General features: G+C 63.4%; 16 protein-coding genes. 9 read left to right on the forward strand and 7 right to left on the reverse strand.

What is annotated here, in order from left to right:
• Position 1 precedes the first annotated feature (1 nt).
• Together BN69_RS17500 and BN69_RS17505 are read right to left on the reverse strand one after the other, a co-directional pair.
• Positions 2 to 529, reverse strand: coding sequence for an arsenate reductase ArsC (locus BN69_RS17500; protein WP_014892987.1), 528 nt, complete (start codon positions 527 to 529; stop codon positions 2 to 4).
• Positions 526 to 864 carry an ArsR/SmtB family transcription factor gene (locus BN69_RS17505; RefSeq protein ID WP_014892988.1) on the reverse strand — a complete coding sequence of 113 codons (339 nt, stop codon included), beginning with the start codon at positions 862 to 864 and terminating at the stop codon, positions 526 to 528. The genes BN69_RS17500 and BN69_RS17505 overlap by 4 nt, the downstream gene beginning before the upstream one ends.
• 113 nt (positions 865 to 977) lie before the next feature.
• Here BN69_RS17505 and tpiA point away from each other — a divergent pair, with 113 nt between their 5' ends.
• The 4 genes from tpiA to BN69_RS17525 all read left to right on the forward strand — a co-directional run bounded on the left by tpiA (position 978) and on the right by BN69_RS17525 (position 5,838).
• Positions 978 to 1,730 (forward strand): triose-phosphate isomerase, encoded by a 753-nt coding sequence (gene tpiA, locus BN69_RS17510; protein WP_014892989.1) that lies wholly within the window; start codon positions 978 to 980, stop codon positions 1,728 to 1,730.
• A 92-nt stretch (positions 1,731 to 1,822) separates the two neighbouring features.
• A complete protein-coding gene (locus BN69_RS17515) occupies positions 1,823 to 2,908 on the forward strand; it encodes a hypothetical protein (RefSeq protein ID WP_014892990.1) in 1,086 nt (361 codons plus the stop codon).
• A 75-nt stretch (positions 2,909 to 2,983) separates the two neighbouring features.
• Positions 2,984 to 3,406 (forward strand): nucleoside-diphosphate kinase, encoded by a 423-nt coding sequence (gene ndk / locus BN69_RS17520; protein ID WP_014892991.1) that lies wholly within the window; start codon positions 2,984 to 2,986, stop codon positions 3,404 to 3,406.
• Between the two features lie 143 nt (positions 3,407 to 3,549).
• Positions 3,550 to 5,838 (forward strand): patatin-like phospholipase family protein, encoded by a 2,289-nt coding sequence (locus BN69_RS17525; protein WP_014892992.1) that lies wholly within the window; start codon positions 3,550 to 3,552, stop codon positions 5,836 to 5,838.
• Positions 5,839 to 5,866: 28 nt separating this feature from the next.
• On the opposite strand, the gene BN69_RS17530 is transcribed toward BN69_RS17525, so the two are convergent.
• Genes BN69_RS17530 through purM form a run of 3 tightly spaced genes read right to left on the reverse strand, consistent with a single transcriptional unit; the run spans position 5,867 to position 8,302 of the window.
• Complete coding sequence (locus BN69_RS17530) at positions 5,867 to 6,574, reverse strand: glutathione S-transferase family protein (RefSeq protein WP_014892993.1); 708 nt, start codon at positions 6,572 to 6,574, stop codon at positions 5,867 to 5,869.
• A 10-nt stretch (positions 6,575 to 6,584) separates the two neighbouring features.
• Positions 6,585 to 7,244, reverse strand: a complete 660-nt coding sequence (gene purN / locus BN69_RS17535) for a phosphoribosylglycinamide formyltransferase (RefSeq protein ID WP_041927030.1) — start codon at positions 7,242 to 7,244, stop codon at positions 6,585 to 6,587.
• Positions 7,241 to 8,302 carry a phosphoribosylformylglycinamidine cyclo-ligase gene (gene purM, locus BN69_RS17540; protein ID WP_173370398.1) on the reverse strand — a complete coding sequence of 354 codons (1,062 nt, stop codon included), beginning with the start codon at positions 8,300 to 8,302 and terminating at the stop codon, positions 7,241 to 7,243. Before purM ends, purN begins: the two co-directional genes overlap by 4 nt.
• Positions 8,303 to 8,450: 148 nt before the next feature.
• Here purM and BN69_RS17545 point away from each other — a divergent pair, with 148 nt between their 5' ends.
• From BN69_RS17545 to BN69_RS17555, 3 genes are all read left to right on the forward strand, one after another.
• Complete coding sequence (locus BN69_RS17545) at positions 8,451 to 9,536, forward strand: DUF2157 domain-containing protein (RefSeq protein WP_014892996.1); 1,086 nt, start codon at positions 8,451 to 8,453, stop codon at positions 9,534 to 9,536.
• Positions 9,537 to 9,706: 170 nt separating this feature from the next.
• Positions 9,707 to 10,423, forward strand: coding sequence for a DUF1013 domain-containing protein (locus BN69_RS17550; RefSeq protein WP_014892997.1), 717 nt, complete (start codon positions 9,707 to 9,709; stop codon positions 10,421 to 10,423).
• A 155-nt stretch (positions 10,424 to 10,578) separates the two neighbouring features.
• Positions 10,579 to 12,237 carry an acyl-CoA synthetase gene (locus BN69_RS17555; protein ID WP_014892998.1) on the forward strand — a complete coding sequence of 553 codons (1,659 nt, stop codon included), beginning with the start codon at positions 10,579 to 10,581 and terminating at the stop codon, positions 12,235 to 12,237.
• Between the two features lie 111 nt (positions 12,238 to 12,348).
• On the opposite strand, the gene BN69_RS19605 is transcribed toward BN69_RS17555, so the two are convergent.
• Positions 12,349 to 12,516, reverse strand: a complete 168-nt coding sequence (locus tag BN69_RS19605) for a hypothetical protein (protein ID WP_014892999.1) — start codon at positions 12,514 to 12,516, stop codon at positions 12,349 to 12,351.
• A gap of 310 nt (positions 12,517 to 12,826) precedes the next feature.
• On the opposite strand from BN69_RS19605, the gene BN69_RS17560 reads away from it, so the two are divergent.
• Positions 12,827 to 14,653, forward strand: coding sequence for an ABC transporter transmembrane domain-containing protein (locus BN69_RS17560; protein WP_041927031.1), 1,827 nt, complete (start codon positions 12,827 to 12,829; stop codon positions 14,651 to 14,653).
• 13 nt (positions 14,654 to 14,666) lie between these two features.
• On the opposite strand, the gene BN69_RS17565 is transcribed toward BN69_RS17560, so the two are convergent.
• Positions 14,667 to 16,604 carry an adenylate/guanylate cyclase domain-containing protein gene (locus BN69_RS17565; RefSeq protein ID WP_244434989.1) on the reverse strand — a complete coding sequence of 646 codons (1,938 nt, stop codon included), beginning with the start codon at positions 16,602 to 16,604 and terminating at the stop codon, positions 14,667 to 14,669.
• A 355-nt stretch (positions 16,605 to 16,959) separates the two neighbouring features.
• On the opposite strand from BN69_RS17565, the gene guaB reads away from it, so the two are divergent.
• Complete coding sequence (guaB, locus tag BN69_RS17570; protein ID WP_014893003.1) at positions 16,960 to 18,447, forward strand: IMP dehydrogenase; 1,488 nt, start codon at positions 16,960 to 16,962, stop codon at positions 18,445 to 18,447.
• The last annotated feature ends 259 nt before the right edge of the window (positions 18,448 to 18,706 follow it).

The raw sequence follows: 18,706 nt of genomic DNA on the forward strand, positions 1-18,706 counted from the left end.
CTTACTCCGCGACCGTGTTCGGCGAAGTTGCGCCTTCCATCTCGCCGATCTCGCGCAGGCGCTGGCTGAGCGCGAGTTTGTCGAGGCGATGCAGCGGAATCGCGCAGAACTGATCGACGCGGTTGCGTAGATAGCGGAAGGCCGTGGCGAAGGCGCGCTGCTTTTCTATGTCGCTTCCTTCGACCGCCGCGGGGTCTTCGATGCCCCAATGCGCGGTCATCGGCTGACCGGGCCACGCTGGACAGGCTTCGCCGGCCGCGCTGTCGCAGACGGTGAAGACAAAGTCCATGCGGGGCGCGTCCGGGCCGGCGAACTCGTTCCAATTCTTGGACCGATAGCCCTCGGTAGGAAGGCCCATCGTCTCCAGCGTCTTGAGCGCGTAAGGGTTCACTTCGCCCTTGGGATGGCTGCCGGCGGAAAAAACGTTGAACCGGCCGGCGCCGCGCGCGCGCAGCAGCGCTTCGGCCATGATCGAACGCGCGCTGTTGCCGGTGCAGAGGAACAGCACATTATAGATTCTGTCTGTCATTGGCGAGACTCACATTTGATGCGTGCAAGAGCGTCGGCGGGCGCGCATGGCGCGCCGCCGCAACAATCTTCGGCGAGGAAGCGCGCCAGCGCATTCAGCCGTGAAAGATCCGCCCGATAGACGATGCTGCGGCCCGTACGGGCGCTGATGACCAGCTTCGCCTGCGAAAGGACGTTGAGATGGGCGGAGAGCGTGTTTTGCGGAACGCAGAGCGCCCGCGCGACGTCGCCGGCCGGCAGACCCTCGGGCTCGTGCCGGACGAGCAAACGGAAGGTCTCGAGCCGCGTCGGCTGCGAAAGCGCGGACAGACAGGCGAGAGCCGCTTCTATTTCCATGAATCTAGATATATCGAAATAAATGACGGCGCAATGACAGTCCATGGGCGCGCGCCCGCATTGTTGCGCGCCCTTAGCTCTGTTACCCAGGCGTATTGTCAGGAGCATTTCGCATGACCCGTCGTCCGCTCGTCGCCGGAAATTGGAAAATGAACGGGCTGCGCGCCTCGCTGGCCGAGATCGAGGCGATGGGCGCCGCCTATGACGACGCGCTGCGCGCGCGCGCCGAACTGATCGTCTGTCCGCCGGCCACGCTGATCGCCCTCGCGCGCGAGATTGCGACGCGCGGCGGCTTGGGCCTTGGCGGGCAGAACTGCCATGCCGAAGCCAGCGGCGCTCACACGGGCGATATTTCCGCCGAGATGCTCAAGGACGCCGGCGCGTCCTTTGTCATCGTCGGCCACAGTGAACGTCGTTCCGACCATGGCGAGAGCGACGCCGACGTGCGGGCGAAGGCCGCCGCCGCCCTGCGCGCCGGACTTACGCCGATCATTTGCGTCGGCGAAACGCGCGTCGAGCGAGAGGCAGGCGAGGCGTTGAGCGTCGTCGGCGCGCAGATCGCGGGCTCGCTTCCCGCCGATGCGCCTGCGCATATCGTCGTCGCCTATGAGCCGGTCTGGGCGATCGGCACAGGCTTGACGCCAACCGTCGATGACGTCGCCGAAATGCATGCCTTCGCGCGCGAGCGGATCGAAGCTCGGCTCGGCGGCGGCAAGAGCGGCGACGTGCGCATTCTCTACGGCGGCTCGGTCAAGCCGTCGAACGCCCGCGAATTGATGCATGTCGCCAATGTCGACGGCGCGCTGGTTGGCGGCGCGAGTTTGACGGCCAAGGAGTTCATCGGCGTCGCGCGCGCCTATGTCTGACAAGCAAAGCTGGACAATCGGATGGGGGCCGATAAAGTCGCCTGCTGAGAGGGGCCGGTTTTCTCTAAATTGTTTGAATGAGGGGGCATGCCATGGGCCCGAATGATTTCGGCGCGATTGAATTGGTCGATGAAGACCGTGTCTATCCCGGTTCGCGATTCAGCGACGTGCGCGACGCGGTGTTCGCCAATCCCTATCAAAAGGTCTGGGGCGCGCCCGGCGAGCCGCCGCTCCCCTTCGTGATGCCGACTTTTTTCGACATGTTGCGCGTGCTTTGGCGGGGCCGGCACTTTTTGAGGCAGGCCGCCGAGCGATCGGTCGACGCGCGCAGCGATCTGAGGTGGGGGCCCGATAAAAAAGGCTTCAGACGCATCGTGCATCCCTGGGGCGTCGTTCTGACGGGCCTCTGGGAAATTACCGAGGACAGCGGCTACACCGGCTATTTCCAGAAGGGCAGCAAGGCGCTTGTCGTCGCGCGCTATTCCAACGGCGGGGCGGTGAAGCGCGGCAAACCGCGCGGGCAGGGCATCGCCGGCAAGCTCTTTCCGACGACCGACCCAGACCATAAGGAGCCGTTGCAGACGGCGAACTTCTTCACGATCGACGACATCGTCGGCGCCTCGACGCGCTACATCAACGATGTCGATTTCGTCAATGCGCCGAACGTCACTCTCTCAAATGATTGGGCGACGTCGCCCATCGTCATGACGGCGGGCATCGTGTTCGCGATCACCGATAAGGATCCGACCGAGCGGCAGCTCCACGAAGTCGCCGAGCTCGGCAAGCCTCGCGACATTCCCACCCGAGCGCCGCGCTTCATGCGCTTAAAGCTTGCGCCGGGTCATCCGCGAATTGAAGGAGAGGGACTCGATTCACGCGATGAATTGCTGGCGATGATGTTCGACAAGGGCGACCCGACGCCGAGGCGCGAGATCGTTTTCACCATCGAGGTCACCGAGGATGGCGAAGTCACCGGCCGCACCGGATTCAAGAAGGGGACGTTCCGCAACTGGCGGCGGATCGGCGCGCTGACCTTCGACAACGCCGTCGCCTCCTACAACGGCGATCACGTCCTGCATTTCCACCATCCCAATTGGCGGATCGATCGCAACGATCCGGCGACGAGGTTCCGGCCCTCGCCAACGGGCAGCGAAGTCGAAAAGGCCGAGGCGATGTAGGCTTGCCGCCTTGCCAAGCGACCGATATAAGCGCGACGCCCACACCATGCTCCAACGACGAGGCGACGCGCTCCTATGGCGATCGAACGCACTTTTTCCATCCTCAAGCCCGACGCGACGAAGCGCAATCTCACAGGCAAGATCAACGCGCTGATCGAAGAGGCGGGCCTGCGCATCGTCGCTCAGAAGCGCATCCGCATGACGCGCGAGCAGGCGGAAACATTTTATGCTGTGCATAAGGAGCGGCCGTTTTTCGGCGAACTCGTCGACTTCATGATTTCCGAGCCCGTCGTCGTGCAGGTCCTTGAAGGCGAGAACGCCATCGCCCGCTACCGCGAAGTTATGGGCGCGACCAATCCCGCGAACGCCGCGCCGGGAACGATTCGCAAGGAACATGCGCTGAGCGTCGGCGAGAATTCGGTGCACGGCTCAGACGCGCCGGAAACCGCGGCCGTGGAGATCGCGCAGTTCTTTTCCGGCAATGAGATCGTCGGTTAAGCTCTCCACGACGGATAAATTGTGAGCCCGGCCAGCGCTGCTGGTCGGGCTTTGACGCGTGTGTTACAGAAGCGTGATATTATTGTGTATTTTATCGGCGGCGCGACTGTTGCGCTATTTCATCACGTTTTTAGAGGCCAGAAATGAGCGAAGCCGTAATCGACCGCGCTGCGGATGCGAAAATTCTTGACCGCGCTTCGGATGCGAATGTTTTCGAAATCGGGGTTTCGATGTCTGGCGCGATTAGCGCCGGAGCCTACACAGCCGGCGTGTTCGACTTCCTGATTCAGGCGCTTGACGAATGGGAGAATAAGAAAGCCGAGGTCGCCGCCTCGTTGGCGAAGGGCGATGTCACCGTGGAAGAGGCGGACCGCATCCTACCGCGACATTCGGTGGGCCTGAAGGTGCTCACCGGCGCCTCGGCTGGCGCGATCACCGCCGCGATCGGCGTTTTGTCGATGGCGACGCAGGCGCAGTTCGAACCATTCACGCGAGAAGATGAGGAAACGCTGTTCCTCAACGTTCCGCCCGATGCGCAAAAGGTGAAGTGCTGGCTGCCGAAGCTATACGACGCCTGGGTCGTGCGCCCGTCATTGCTTCCCCGCCTGTCCCCGGAAGGCGCGCGTCTCGGCTTCGGCATGCTGGAGACGTTCGACGTCCGAGAAGACAAGGATACGCCTACGGTAGGGGTTCCCGACTATTTCGCGGCGAGCGAGGCGCCACCGCCCAACTGGCGAAACGGCAAGCCGCTTTGCGCGCTGCTCAATACGGCGGTGCTCGACGAGATCGCGCAGAATGTGCTTGCGACAGCAGAAACGGCTCCGCCGCGCTCCTACGTGTCGCAGACTTTGCATGTGTATATGACGCTCGGCAATCTGCGCGGCACGCCCTATTCGATCACCTTCGGCAACTCCCGCTACGGCATGCTGACCCATGGGGATCGGGCGCATTTTCGGGTGCAGGGGCTCGGGAGTTGGAAAACGTCGAGCGTCTTCGCCGACAACGACTATTCGATCCTGCTCAAGAAAGACGCGCTGAAAGACGCCGATGCGGCAACGTCAACGAAAGGGCCCTGGCGTGACTTCGCCGTTTGCGCGCTTGCGTCGTCAGCCTTTCCGATAGGGCTTTCGCCGCGTCTGTTATCATTGCCGCTCAATGATTATCGCGACCGGCTTTTTCCCGAGCCGACGCTCGCCGCGCGCCAAGTCGTGTCGCTCAAGTCTGGGAAGCGTGTGCTGGCGCCCTATTGGCCGAAATGGGAGGAATTCGACGACCCCAACGGCTACAACCCCTTCGTCACGGTCGACGGCGGGGTGATCAACAACGATCCTTTCGAATATGCGCGATTTACGCTGATGGAGGAACTCGGCGCGCCTAACGAGCGGGACGTTCTGACGGCGAAACGCGCCGTCATCATGGTTGCGCCATTTCCCGATCCGCCGGAAATGCTTACCGCCGATAAGCCGGATGTTGACGTCATCTCGATTCTGCGGGCGCTCATTCCAGCCTGGAAAAACCAGGCGCGCTTCAAGCTGAGCGAACTGGTGCTGGCGCTTGATCCCGACATCGGGAGCCGCTTCATGATCAGTCCGGTGCGCGACGGACGCCCGTTCACGATTGCGAGCGGGGCCATCGGCGGCTTCGGCGGCTTTTTCGCCCGTCAATTTCGCGATCATGATTTCCAACTCGGCCGGCGCAACTGCCAGGCGTTTCTGCGCCGCTATTTTGCGCTGCCTCAAGGTTCGCAAATCTTTGCCGGATGGCGTGGCGGCGACATGGTGGAGGGCGTGACGACGGTGCATGCCGACACAATCCCCGCCAACTGCCTGTTGCCCTTGTTCGGTTCGGCAAACAAAGACGTTCCCGAACCGAAATGGCCGCAGATGACGCAGGCCGAATTCGCCAAGCTGATGGAGTTTTTCAATGCGCGCTTTGACGCCGTGGTGAAGCGCGTCGTCGATGATCAGGTGAAGTTCTGGCCGTTGAGATATGTGCTCAAATTCGCGCTGCGCTGGCGTGCGGGAGGCCTTGCGGGTCGCAACTGGATGCTTTCGAAGCTGCACTATGGCGTCGAATCTGAACTTCTTGCGCGCGGCCAGATCGCATTCGCTGACGAAACGGCGCAAGCGGATGATAATACGCGCGCCGTGCTTGCGGCGTTGGTCGATCCGAATTTCGATTTGCGCACGCCGTCCGGCATTGCGTCTTCGCTCTCGCTCGATCGCGCCAAGGTCGAAGAGATTCTTCAAAATGGCGCACGACCGGAATTGGCGCCTTACGGCGTATGGCGGACGCCATGGACGGCCGACAATCACGAACCGCTTTACACGAGCGAGTTGCGCAGGCCCGTCGGCTTGAAGTGGTCGCTGCTGAAACGCTGGACAGGCCGCGATCACTACGGCCCGTTGGGATCCGCGCCATCGATCGGGTAAGCCGGCGACCGTCTCGGAAGCAATCGTCTCAGGGCGCGGTGGAGAAATAGGCGCTCATCATCCTGTCGCGATAGGCGACAAGATTGGGTTCCGCCAGCGCCGCGTCGCGAACGGCGCTCTCCGACATCGGCGATAAAACCGACGCGACGAACGCGAAGACCGTGGCGTCGGCGCCGCAGGGCGCATCGCCGAAGAGATAGGGCTTGTCGCCGATCAGCGTCGCGAGCGCCTCGATGTCGCGCACGCCGAGCGCGTCGATTTCCGACGGGCGGTGACGGCCCATGCCCTGCGCCCAAATCGATTTGGCGATCTTGCGGCGAATGAACCATTTCGCCAGCGGGCGCGCGAGGGCGGGCACGCTTTCGAAGAAGCGCGCCGGACCGCGGTTGAAATTGGCGTCATCCATCCAACGCGCATGGACGATGACCCAATAGAGATGTTCTTCGCACATCTTCTCGACGCACCAGCCGATCGCCTTTTGCGTGGCGCTCAATTGCGCGTCGAAGTCCACGCCGTATTTATTTTCGATATGGAATCGGATGAAGGTCGAATCGGCGATGATTTCGCCGGCGTCGTCGATGTAGGGTTGCTTGCCTTTCGGCGCTTTCGAAAAGCCGCTGCGGTCTTCGACATAGTCGAGGCCAGCGATCTTTAAGAGCACCATCGCTTTCGTCACGAAAGGCGATGCGTCCGGCAGTCCGGCGGCGGGGCGGAAGCAATACAGCGTGATCGTCATGAAATCCTCCTTAGCGCGCCGCAGCGGCGTCAGGAACGATAAGCGCCGATTCATGCGCCGCAGGCGCGCCGAGCACGCGATTGCCTTCGATCCGCACGGCGCCGGACGCGACCAGCCGCAGCGCCATCGGATAGATGACATGCTCCTGGGCGAGGACGCGTGCGGCGAGCGTCTGCGGCGTGTCGTCGTCGAGCACGGGCACGGCGGCCTGCGCGACGATCGGACCTTCGTCCATTTCCGGCACGACGAAATGCACGGTGGCGCCGTGAATCTTTACGCCGTCGGCCAGCGCGCGCGCATGCGTGTCGAGTCCGCGATAGGAGGGCAACAGGGCAGGGTGAATGTTGAGCATGCGCCCGCGCCAGAGGCCGACGAACCAGGGCGTGAACATGCGCAGAAAGCCTGCGAGGCAAATGAATTCGATGCGATAGGTTTCCAGCACCAATTGCAGCGAACGCTCGAATTCCTCGCGTCCGGCATAAATCTTGTGGTCGACCGCGGCCGTCGCGACGCCGGCGGCCTTCGCCTTGGCGAGGCCCGGCGCATCGGGGCGATTGGAAAGCACAAGGGCGATTTCAGCCGGAAAGCTGGGGTCCCTGGCGGCGGCGATCAGCGCGTCCATGTTTGAGCCGCGCCCCGAGATGAGAATCGCGGTGCGTAGCCGCGTCACAACGTCAGCGTCCCATGCGTCACGACCCGCTCGCCGTCGGTCTCGACGACTTTGCCGATGCGCACGGGCTTCTCGGCGACGGCGCGCAACGCCGACTCCACCTCGCCGGCGGCGGGCTCGGAGGCCACCACCACCATGCCGATTCCGCAGTTGAAGGTGCGCAGCATCTCGCTCGCCGCGATGCCGCCTGTCTCGGCGAGCCAACGGAAAACCGGCGGCGGCGCGAACGTCGACAGGTCGAGCGCGACGCCGAGCCCGCTGGGCAGCACGCGTGGGAGGTTGTCGGGAAAGCCGCCGCCGGTGATATGGGCGAGGGCGACGATGTGCGGCGTCGCCTTCAAGGCCGCGAGCAGGGGCTTCACGTAGATGCGGGTCGGCGTCAACAGCGCCTTGGCCAGATTGAGGTCGCGCGCGAAAGGCGCGGTGGCGCTCCACGCGAGTCCAGCGTGCTTCACAACGCTGCGCACGAGCGAATAGCCATTGGAATGGACGCCGGAGGAGGGGAGTCCGAAAAGGACGTCCCCGGCGTGGACGTCGCGGGGGAGAAGGCGATTGCGCTCTGCGGCGCCGACCGCGAATCCGGCGAGGTCATAGTCGCCGCGCGCATAGAGGCCCGGCATTTCGGCGGTCTCGCCGCCAAGCAGGGCGCATCCCGCCTCTACGCAACCGGCGGCGACGCCCTTCACCACCGACGCCGCGACGGCGGGGTCGAGTTTGCCCGCCGCGTAATAATCAAGGAAGAAAAGCGGCTCGGCGCCCTGAACGACGAGGTCGTTGACGCACATGGCGACGAGATCGATTCCGATCGTTTCGTGCAGACCGGATTCGATCGCGATCTTCACCTTGGTGCCGACGCCGTCGTTTGCCGCGACGAGGACAGGATCGGAAAATCCGGCCGCCTTGAGATCGAACACGCCGCCGAAGCCGCCGATCTCGCCGTCGGCGCCGGAGCGCCGCGTCGAGCGCACGGCGGGACGGATCATGTCGACGAACCGATTGCCCGCGTCGATGTCGACGCCGGCGCCGGCGTAGGTAAGGCCCGAAGTTCTCTGTTGCATTTCATCCTTCGCGTCATGGGCGCCGGCGTTAGATGGGCGCAAGCGGCGGCGGCTGTCAAATTGGCTCGGAACGGCTACGCTCTTGTGCGTTTGCACAAAGTTTTTTCCGTAGCGCGGCATATGACTGTCGCCGCAAAGGAGCAGCGCCATGAAGATTCGGTTCACCATTGACGATCTCGCGGCCGCCCGCGACGCCGGCGCGATTGACGCGTCGTCCTTCGAGCGGCTGTCGCATTTTCTCGCGTCGCGGCGCGCGGCCGCAGCGGAGGCGACCTCCCAGGCGCCGCGCTATGACGTCGTCAACCTGCTTTGGTACGCCGGCGCGCTGATCGTGCTCGGCGCCATGGGCATGTTCTCGACGACGGCCTTTGGCCTTTGGGGCGATAAGGCGCTGCTGGTCACCGCGATCGTCTACGCGGTCCTGTTCGCCTTCGCCGGCGCTTATCTTTGGCGTAAGCGCGACCTGCATACGCCGGGCGGGCTGCTCATCGCCTGCGCGGTCGGCATGGCGCCGCTCGCGATCTTCGCGCTGCAGTCGATGTATGACGTCAGTCCGGCGGGGGAGGCGCGGCACTACCGGGACTTCTACATTTGGATTCAATCGAGCTGGCTCCCCATGGAGCTTGGAACGATCGGCGCGGCGTCTGTCGCGCTGCTCGCCTTTCCCTTTCCGTTCCTCGTCATGATCATCGCCTTCGCGCTCTGGTTCATGTCGATGGATCTGACGCCCTGGCTGATGGGAATCGCAGAATTTTCATGGGATCAGCGGGCGACGGTGAGCATGTATTTTGGCCTCGTCGTTCTCGCCGTCGCCTGGCTCGTCGATCTTAAGCGGTGGCGGAACGGCGATTTCGCCTTCTGGCTGCATCTCTTCGGGCTGCTGGCCTTTTGGGGCGGATTGACCGCGCAGCACAGCGGCGACGAATTGGGCAAGGCGCTCTACTGCGGCGTCAACGTGGGACTGATTTTTCTGTCGATCTTCCTGATGCGCCGCGTCTATGCTGTATTCGGCGCCGTTGGCGTTACGACCTATCTGAGCTATCTCGCTGGCAGCGTTTTCAAGGATTCGATCCTTTTCCCCTTCGCGCTGTCGGGCATCGGCGTTCTGCTCATCGTCTTCGGCCTCCTGTTTCACCGCTATGGCGCCGCCATCGGCGAAACGATCGGCGAATTGTTGCCGGCGCATTTGCGCGGATTGCGCCCGGCGCACGCCCGCGAGCAGGACCCCGCATGAGCGCTTGCCGAGTTGGCGGCGTTTGAGCGGGAGCTTCCGGCTTGATTGCGCTTTAGGCGGCGGCGGATTATATAGGCGAAATCCCAACATGGACGGTCGTTCTGTGGGTCGCTGGCGCCGGGCGGCGCGGCGCCGGACGTCGCCCCCATGCCTGATCAAGGAGTTTGCAGATGGGCAACGCCCCGCTGATGCCGAAGGCCACGGCCGTTTGGCTCGTCGAAAATACATCATTGACGTTCGATCAGATCGCCGATTTCTGCAAACTGCATCCGCTCGAGGTGAAGGGCATCGCCGACGGCGAGGTCGCGGCTGGAATTCGCGGCCATGATCCGATCACCTCCGGGCAGCTCACGCGCGAGGAGATCGAAAAGGCCGAGAAAAACCCGGCCCATCGCCTCCATCTCTCCGTCTCCAAGGTCGTCGTGCCGGAGGTCAAGAAGGCGCGCGGTCCGCGCTATACGCCCCTCTCGCGCCGCCAGGACCGGCCGAACGCGATTCTATGGCTCGTGCGCAATCATCCGGAGCTGAAGGACGCCCAGGTCATGCGTCTCGTCGGCACCACAAAGACGACGCTGAAGGCGATCCGCGAGCGCACCCACTGGAATTCCGCGGCGCTGACGCCGATGGATCCGGTGACGCTCGGGCTTTGCTCGCAGATCGATCTCGACTTCGAGGTCAATCGCGCGGCGAAGGACAAGCCGGCGACCGTGGAGGATCAGGGCCAGACGCTGGTCCCTGCCAGCGTCACCACCAGTCCGCGGCCCGAGCCGTCCACGACCGAGGACGTCTTCGGCAAGGCCAAGCCAGCGGCGCCGCCGGACGATGAAGATAATTTCGACGCCGATCGCGTGTTCGGACGACTCAAGGACGTCGATTTCGGCGAGTGACGACGCTAGTCTTCGCGCGAGCGCCAATTGATCAACCGGTAGCTCGCGCGTATCTTTCACACAGAGCTTAGCCGCGCGGACGCTACGCATATCGCGCTGGCGAAGTCGTTTTCGCCGTGATCCTATTCTCGCTGGCGAACCTTTGGACTCTCCGGATGACCGACTCGCCTTATGATCGCGACCTCGAACGAAATCCCGCCAATTTCCAGTCGCTGACTCCGATCACCTTTCTGGAGCGCGCCGCAGCCGTCTTTCCTGACCGCATCGCGATCGCGCACGGCCAGCTGCGGCGCAATTATCGCGATTTTTACGCCCGCAGCCTGCGGCTCGCGAGCGCGCTGGAGAAGGCGGGGCTTGGTCGCGGCGACACCGTCTCCGTCATGCTCGCGAACACGCCGGCGATGCTTGAATGCCACTACGCCGTTCCGATGATGGGCGCGGTGCTCAACACGCTGAACACGCGGCTTGACGCGTCGATCCTCGCCTTCACGCTCGATCATGCCGAGGCGAAGGCGCTGATCGTCGATCGGGAGTTCTCAGACGTCATTCGCGAGGCGCTGGCGCTCGCGAAGGCGCGGCCCTTGATCATCGACTACAGCGATCCGGAATATGACGGGCCCGGCGAGCCGCTGGGCGCCGTCGACTATGAGGAGTTCCTGCGGTCTGGCGACGCCGATTATCAATGGTCGCCGCCGGGAGACGAATGGGATGCGATCTCGCTCAATTACACCTCCGGAACGACGGGCGATCCGAAAGGCGTCGTCTATCATCATCGCGGCGCCTATCTGACCGCGCTTGGCAACGTCCTCACCGGCGACATGGGCCGCCACCCGATCTATCTGTGGACGCTGCCGATGTTCCATTGCAACGGCTGGTGCTTCCCCTGGTCGATTTCGGTCAACGCCGGAACTCATGTCTGTCTGCGACAGGTGCGCGCCGGCCACATTTACGAGTTGATGGCGGAGCACGGCGTCACGCATCTGTGCGGCGCGCCGATCGTCATGTCGACGCTTCTCAACGCGAGGGAATCGGAAAAGAAGCCGCTGAAGCGGGCCGCCCGCTTCTTTACCGCCGCCGCGCCGCCGCCGCAGGCGGTGCTCGCCGGCATGAAGGCGGCCGGATTCGAAGTTACGCATCTTTATGGACTGACCGAGACCTATGGCCCTGCCGCCGTCAATGAATGGCACGACGACTGGGATTCGCTCGACGGCGGCGCACAGGCGCAAATGAAGGCCCGCCAAGGCGTGCGCTATCTCGTCCTCGAAAATCTCGACGTGATCAACCCGGACACCATGCAGCCAGTGCCGCGCGACGGCGCGACGATGGGCGAGGTCATGTTCCGCGGCAACGTCGTGATGAAGGGCTATCTGAAGAACAAGGGCGCCTCGGAGAAAGCCTTCCACGGCGGCTGGTTTCATTCAGGCGATCTGGGCGTGCGCCATCCCGACGGATACATTCAGCTGAGGGATCGCTCGAAGGACATCATCATTTCGGGCGGCGAAAATATTTCCTCGATCGAGGTCGAAGACGCGCTGTTTCGCCATCCCAAGGTGCGCGCCGTCGCGGTGGTCGCCGCCCCTGACGACAAATGGGGCGAAACGCCTTGCGCCTTCGTCGAGCTGAAGGATGGCGAACAGGCGAGCGCGGAGGAGCTGATCGACTGGACGCGTCAGCATCTGGCCCATTTCAAATGCCCGCGCCACGTCGTCTTTTGCGAGTTGCCGAAGACCTCGACGGGGAAGATTCGCAAATATGTTCTGCGTGAACGCGCTCGAGAAATCTGGCCGGCGAGCGCGACGACGGCGTCCCTATAAAAGATGCCGAAGGAACGGCCCAAAAAGAGAAGCCAGCAGTCTTTACGACTGCCGGCTTCGCGTCGGGGGCGGAAGGCCGAAACTTTCCGCGCCCCGCTATGTCGCTTAGGTCTAGAAGAAGAGTCCGAGGCAGCCGCCAGCCAGAGCGCCGACGACAGCCGCCGCGATCGTGTTCGGAAGGCCGCCAAGCGCGACAGACGCGAGACCGCCGAGGATCACGGCGCCGATGCCAGCGAAGATGTAGGTGTTCGTCGTGATTTCGAGTTCTTTCTGAGCCATCGTTCTTCACTCCTCTTATTTTCGTTCCCTGAGTCGCGCCTTGTCCGCCGGCGCATTCTCATCCCATGGGCGCGTCATTTCGACGCAGGCGGGAGGTTAGCATAAGTTGGCGCTGAGTCAATTGCGCATGCGACAGGATGTCGCGCATGTAAGTAAATGATAAACAATATTGTTCTGCGTGTAATGCGATTTTTTGCCGTTCAGGAGCGAAAAAGAAAATTCGATTTCGACCCGCTTCCGCGTCGGTTTCCGTCGCGGAGCGCCCGCTTCAATTCGTTTTCGTCGAACACGGACGTTATACCCCCTGCCGATGACAAAAAAGAACGCTGACGTCGATTCCGTCGATCCCGTGGCGCGCAAACCAGATCGCGGTTTGAAAGCCACTCTCTCTCCGCTTCGGCCCTTGCTGCCCTATGCGCTGCGCTACAGGCGAACGATCGTTCTCGCCTTTGTCGCGCTGCTCGCGGCCGCGGGCGCGACTCTCACCCTGCCGCTCGCCGTGCGCGGCATGATCGACCACGGCTTTTCGGCCGACAGCGCCGGCGCGGTGAACGCCTATTTCGGCGCGATGATCGCGGTCGCCGCGACGCTCGCGATCGCGTCCGGCACACGCTACTATTTCGTCATGACGCTCGGCGAACATGTGGTCGCCGACCTGCGCGCCGATCTCTTCCAACATCTCACAGCTCTCGACGCCGCCTTCTACGACACGGCGAAAACGGGCGAGCTTCTCTCGCGGCTGACCGCCGATACGACGCAGCTGAAGTCCGCCTTTGGCTCATCGGCGTCGGTGGCGCTGCGCAATCTCTTCATGTTCTTCGGCGCAATCATCATGATGGTGGCGACGAGCCCCAAGCTTGCCGGCATGACGCTCGCGGCCATCCCGATCGTCGTTCTGCCGCTCATCGCGTCGGGTCGGGCGGTGCGTCAGCGCTCCCGCTCCGCTCAGGACACGCTGGCGCAGGCTTCCGCCTACGCCGGGGAAAATCTCTCTGCCGTGCGCGCCATGCAGGCCAACGGCGCGCAGGCGTCGACGACGGCGCGATTCACGCGCGCGGTGGTGGCCGCCTATGACGCGGCGCAGGCCGCGACGCTGCTTCGCGCCTTCGTGACCGCCGGAGCGATTCTCGTCGTCTTCACGAGCGTTGTCGGCGTGCTCTGGTTGGGAGCGCAGGACGTGCTCGCCGGACACATGACGTCGGGCGTTCTGTCCCAGTTCGTCCTCTATGCGGTGCTTGGCGCAAGCTCGCTCGGCGAGCTCACTCAGACCTGGAGCGAACTCTCGGCCGCCGCCGGCGCCGCCGGCCGCATCGCAGAAATTCTCGCCATTCAACCGCGCATCTTGGCTCCGGCGCGGCCGACCCAGCCGCCCGCGCGCTGGCAGGGGCGCATCGCCTTCGACCACGTGCGCTTCGCCTATGCGACGGCGCCGGAGAATCCGGCGCTGCAGGATTTCTCGCTCGTCGTCGCGCCCGGCGAGCGCGTCGCGCTGGTCGGGCCGTCCGGCGCGGGCAAATCGACGACCTTTGCGCTGCTCCTTCGCTTCTACGACGTCGACTCCGGCTCCATAACTCTGGACCGCGTCGACCTGCGCGATCTTGATCCTGTGGCGCTGCGCAGGGCGATCGCGCTCGCGCCGCAGGATCCGGTGATCTTCGGCCTCTCCGTCGCTGAAAACATCGCCTACGGCCGCGACGACGCGTCGAGCGGGGAGATCGTCGCCGCGGCGAAGCGCGCCCAGGCGCATGACTTCATCATGGCGCTGCCGATGGGCTACGACACGCTGCTCGGCGAGCGCGGCGTCACGCTTTCTGGCGGGCAGCGCCAGCGCCTCGCCATCGCGCGCGCAATCCTCGCCGACGCGCCGGTGCTGCTCCTGGACGAAGCCACCTCGGCGCTCGACGCGGAGAACGAGGCTCTGGTGCAGGCGGCGCTGCATGACGTCATGCAGGGCCGCACGAGCCTCGTCATCGCCCATCGTCTCGCGACAGTGTTGGAAGCCGATCGAATCATCGTGATGGACGAAGGCCGCATCGTCGAGCAGGGCACGCATTCGAGCCTGACCGCCGCCGGCGGCCTTTATGCGCGGCTTGCGAAACTGCAGTTCGACACGGACCGCGCCGGCGCCGCCGCCTGAGCGCGGATGTGGCTTATTCGCTTGAACGGATGCGCTCGATCGTCGCCTTCAGCAGACTGATCGCCTCGTCCTTATTGGCTCTCAGGAGGTCGACGTCGACGCGCAGACCCTCACGCTCTTCGTGAATGGCCTCCGTCATGGGCGGCGCCTTTTTGCCAATCGCCCTGTATGTGCGGATCGGGCCGCTGACGCCCTTCACATGAAGCGGAGATTGTTCTTCGACTTCGATCGCGTCGCTGACAAGCGTCATCGTCTCATGAGAGATGAGGATCGCGCCCGGCGCGGCCGACTGCTCAAGTCGCGCCGCCACATTCACCTGGTGACCGACGATGGTGTAATCCATCCGCTCCTGGCTGCCGAAATCGCCAACGGTGCAATAGCCCGTGTTGACGCCGACGCGGATCTGGAATCTCTGGTCCAGGCCTTGTTCGCGCCACCGGCGCTCCAATTGTCGGGTCATCGCCTGCATGTCGAGCGCCATCAGAATGCACGCCACGGCGTCTTCCTTGACGCCGCGCGTCTCCGGGTCGCCGAAAAAAATCATGACCGCGTCGCCGATATATTTGTCGATGGTGGCGCCATAGGCCAGGGCCAGCTTCGCCATCTCGTTGAGGAAATCGTTGAGCATGCGCGTGATGTCTTCGGATTCCAGCCGCTCGGCCATTTCGCTGAAGCCGACGACATCGGAAAAAAAGATCGTCAGCTTCTTCCGCTTCGCTGAAATCGAGGCGACGGTTTTATTCTTGAAAAGCGTGCCGTAGAGCTGGGGCGAAAGATATTTCGAGAGGCGCGCCGACAGTCTTTCGAGCTCCGTATTTCTCTCTTGGAGCGCCTGGGTTCGTTGCGTCACGAGCGCGTCGAGCGTTCGTTCGCGATCGAGAAAGTCGAGCGCCATTTTCTTGAAGACGCGCGCCAATTGTCCCACTTCGTCGGCGCGCTCCTCGACATCCGACAATTCGCCGGCCGAAAACGCCCTGCGCTCGACGTTACGCGCGGCCCGGGTGATCGCCACGACAGGCGCCGTCTGTTTCCGCGCGATCCAGACCGCGATGCCGCCGCCGAGCAGGGTTGCGGCCAAAGCGATCGCGAGCGCCGTTTCGATTTGCGAGGCGAGAGCGCTGTTCAGTCGCGCCGTCGGCATTCTGATCAAAGCGGCGCCGATCGCGCCGCCGCCGTCTTCCGCATCGATCGGGGAGATGACGCTGAGCTTTCCGGCGCCGTTCACCGACCGTGGCTTGCCGCTTGCGATGACGGTCCGGACGGGCGCCAGCTCCTCATCCGTCAGCCGGTCGCGGCCATTGTTGAGCCGCGCGGCCTTTGGACTGGCGATCAGCTTGGAATCCTTGTTGAAAACGAAGATCGCGTCGATTTCGCCGCTGCCCAGAAGATTGTCGATGGCGCGCGGAAGGCCGATCTGCTCGTCAACTTTCTCAAGAATGCGCGCATTGTAGCCGACCTGCACGATCCGCGGCTTGTCTACGCCGCGCACGCCGACATATTTGAACCGCTCATTGTCGATCTCCCGCTTCCTGGCGTCCTGGACGACCGCGTCCGTCGCGCCGCTCAAGAGCTTCCAAAATTCATGCGCCTGGGGCTGCGCCTCGGCGGACGGGCTGAACTGGAAGTCCGCGTTGTTGTCGCGGTGGATGTAGGCGTAGCCTTTTTCGTCGGTCACCCAGAACTCGTCGAGAACGGTCTTCTCGGTAATTGCGCTGAGCCGGTTCTTGATCTCCGACGACGTCATGCCAGCCTTTTCCGCGGCGTCGATAAACTGCGCCAAAAGCTCGGCCGAAACGATCATGTGCTGCGAAAGCATTTGCTCGACTTCGAGCGGAAGTTCGCGCGCGAGGCTTGCGCTTCGCGCCAGAAGCCGCGCGATGCTCTCGCCTTCAACTTCGGCTTCGGCGAGCATGGCGCGGTAGTTGGACCAGGAGAGCAGTATCGAGGACATCAGCGTCGCGCCGACGCTTAGCGCAGCGACCAATGCAACGAGGCGCGAAGCAAAGCTAAGTTGAATAAGGCGCATAATCTGCTCGCGGACGGATCATTCCTTGAAAGCATAGCAAATTTTCCCGGTCGCCGACCCGCGCAGACGCCGGACGCGCCAACAAGGCCTGCGCGCGCGGACTCTCAAGCGGAGCTATTCTCGAAGACTCTGTCGGTCGGCTGTACAAGGCGAGTTTCCTGTCATTTGCCTTCGTCCTGAATAATGCTATGAGCACGCGCCAACCCCAGACGGCGCAGGCCGTCAAATTTCCATCCCGCGGCTGACGCGTTTGCATCGCCGCTCAGAGGAGTTGGCGCCAATGGCCATATCGCCCGTCACGTTGCCCGAGGCGTTGACCTTCGACGACGTGTTGCTGCGGCCCGGCCATTCGCGGGTGATGCCTTCCGGCGTCGACGTCACGACCCGGCTGACGCGCGAGATCACGCTCAATCTGCCGATCGTTTCGGCCGCGATGGACACCGTCACCGAGGCGCGTCTCGCGATCGCCATGGCGCAGGCGGGCGGCATCGGCGTCATCCACCAGAACCTGTCGCCGGCCGCGCAAGCCGCCGAGGTGCGCAAGGTCAAACGCTACGAAAGCGGCATGGTGGTCGATCCGATCACCATTTTCCCCGACGAAACCCTCGCCGATGCGCTCGCGCTGATGGCGGGCCACGGCATTTCGGGCATTCCGGTCGTCGAGCGCGCCGGCGACGGCGGCAGGGGCAAGCTCGTGGGCATTCTCACCAATCGCGACGTGCGTTTCGCCCAGGACCGCAGCCAATCCGTGGCCGAGCTGATGACGAAAAAGCTCATCACGGTTCAAGAAGGCGTGGGGCAGGCGGAGGCGCAGCGGCTGCTTCACGAACATCGCATCGAGAAACTGCTCGTCGTCGACGAGGATTACCGCTGCGTCGGCCTCGTCACCGTCAAGGATATCGAGAAGGCGACGCTGCATCCTTACGCCTGCAAGGATCACGAGGGGCGGCTGCGCGTCGCCGCCGCCTCGACCGTCGGCGATCACGGCTTCGAGCGCGCGCTTCAGCTCATCGACGCCGGCGTCGACTGCGTGGTGATCGACACCGCGCACGGTCATTCGCAGTCGGTGATCGACCAGGTGACGCGGGTCAAGAAGGCGTCGAACAAGGTCTCGATCATCGCCGGCAACATCGCCACCGCCGAGGCGGCCAAGGCGCTGATCGGCGCCGGCGCCGACGCGATCAAAGTCGGCATCGGCCCCGGCTCGATCTGCACGACCCGGATCGTTGCGGGCGTCGGCGTGCCGCAGCTCACCGCGATCATGGAGGCCGCGGACGAGGCGCGCAAAGCCGACGTGCCGGTGATCGGCGACGGCGGCGTCAAATATTCCGGCGACCTCGCCAAGGCGATCGCGGCGGGCGCCGATGTCGTCATGATCGGCTCGCTGTTCGCGGGAACCGAGGAGTCGCCCGGCGAGGTGTTTTTGTATCAGGGCCGCTCGTTCAAGGCCTATCGCGGCATGGGTTCAGTGGGCGCGATGACCGCAGGGTCGGCGACGCGCTATTTCCAGGGCGACGTGAAGGAACAGCTCAAACTTGTTCCAGAGGGCATCGAAGGACAGGTGCCCTATCGCGGCCCCATCGCGCCGATTCTCTACCAGCTCGCGGGCGGCCTGCGCGCGGCGATGGGCTATGTGGGCGCGCCGACGGTCAGGGAGTTCCAGGAGCGCGCGCAGTTCGTGCGCATCACCAACGCCGGATTGCGCGAGAGCCATGTGCATGACGTCGCGATCACCCGCGAGAGCCCGAACTATCCGACGGGCGTCTGATGCGCTGGGTAAAAAAAATGGGGCCGCGCAACGGCCCCTAAGAGATGGGAGAAAAGTCGAGGAGGAAACATGCTGGTAAAAGTTTCACTGAGAAGTGAGCGCCAGATAAGCGAACAATGAGAGCGTTTGCGCCCGTCTAACTCCTTGCGCCCCTCACTGTTCATAAAAAAACTACGACCAAAGGCGCTTCTCCGCGTCATGCGAATTGATGATGCCGGCGCTTTTTTTGAAGCATGGCTCAAGTATTTGACGAGAGCAG

Source organism: Methylocystis sp. SC2 (assembly GCF_000304315.1).
Taxonomy (GTDB): domain Bacteria; phylum Pseudomonadota; class Alphaproteobacteria; order Rhizobiales; family Beijerinckiaceae; genus Methylocystis.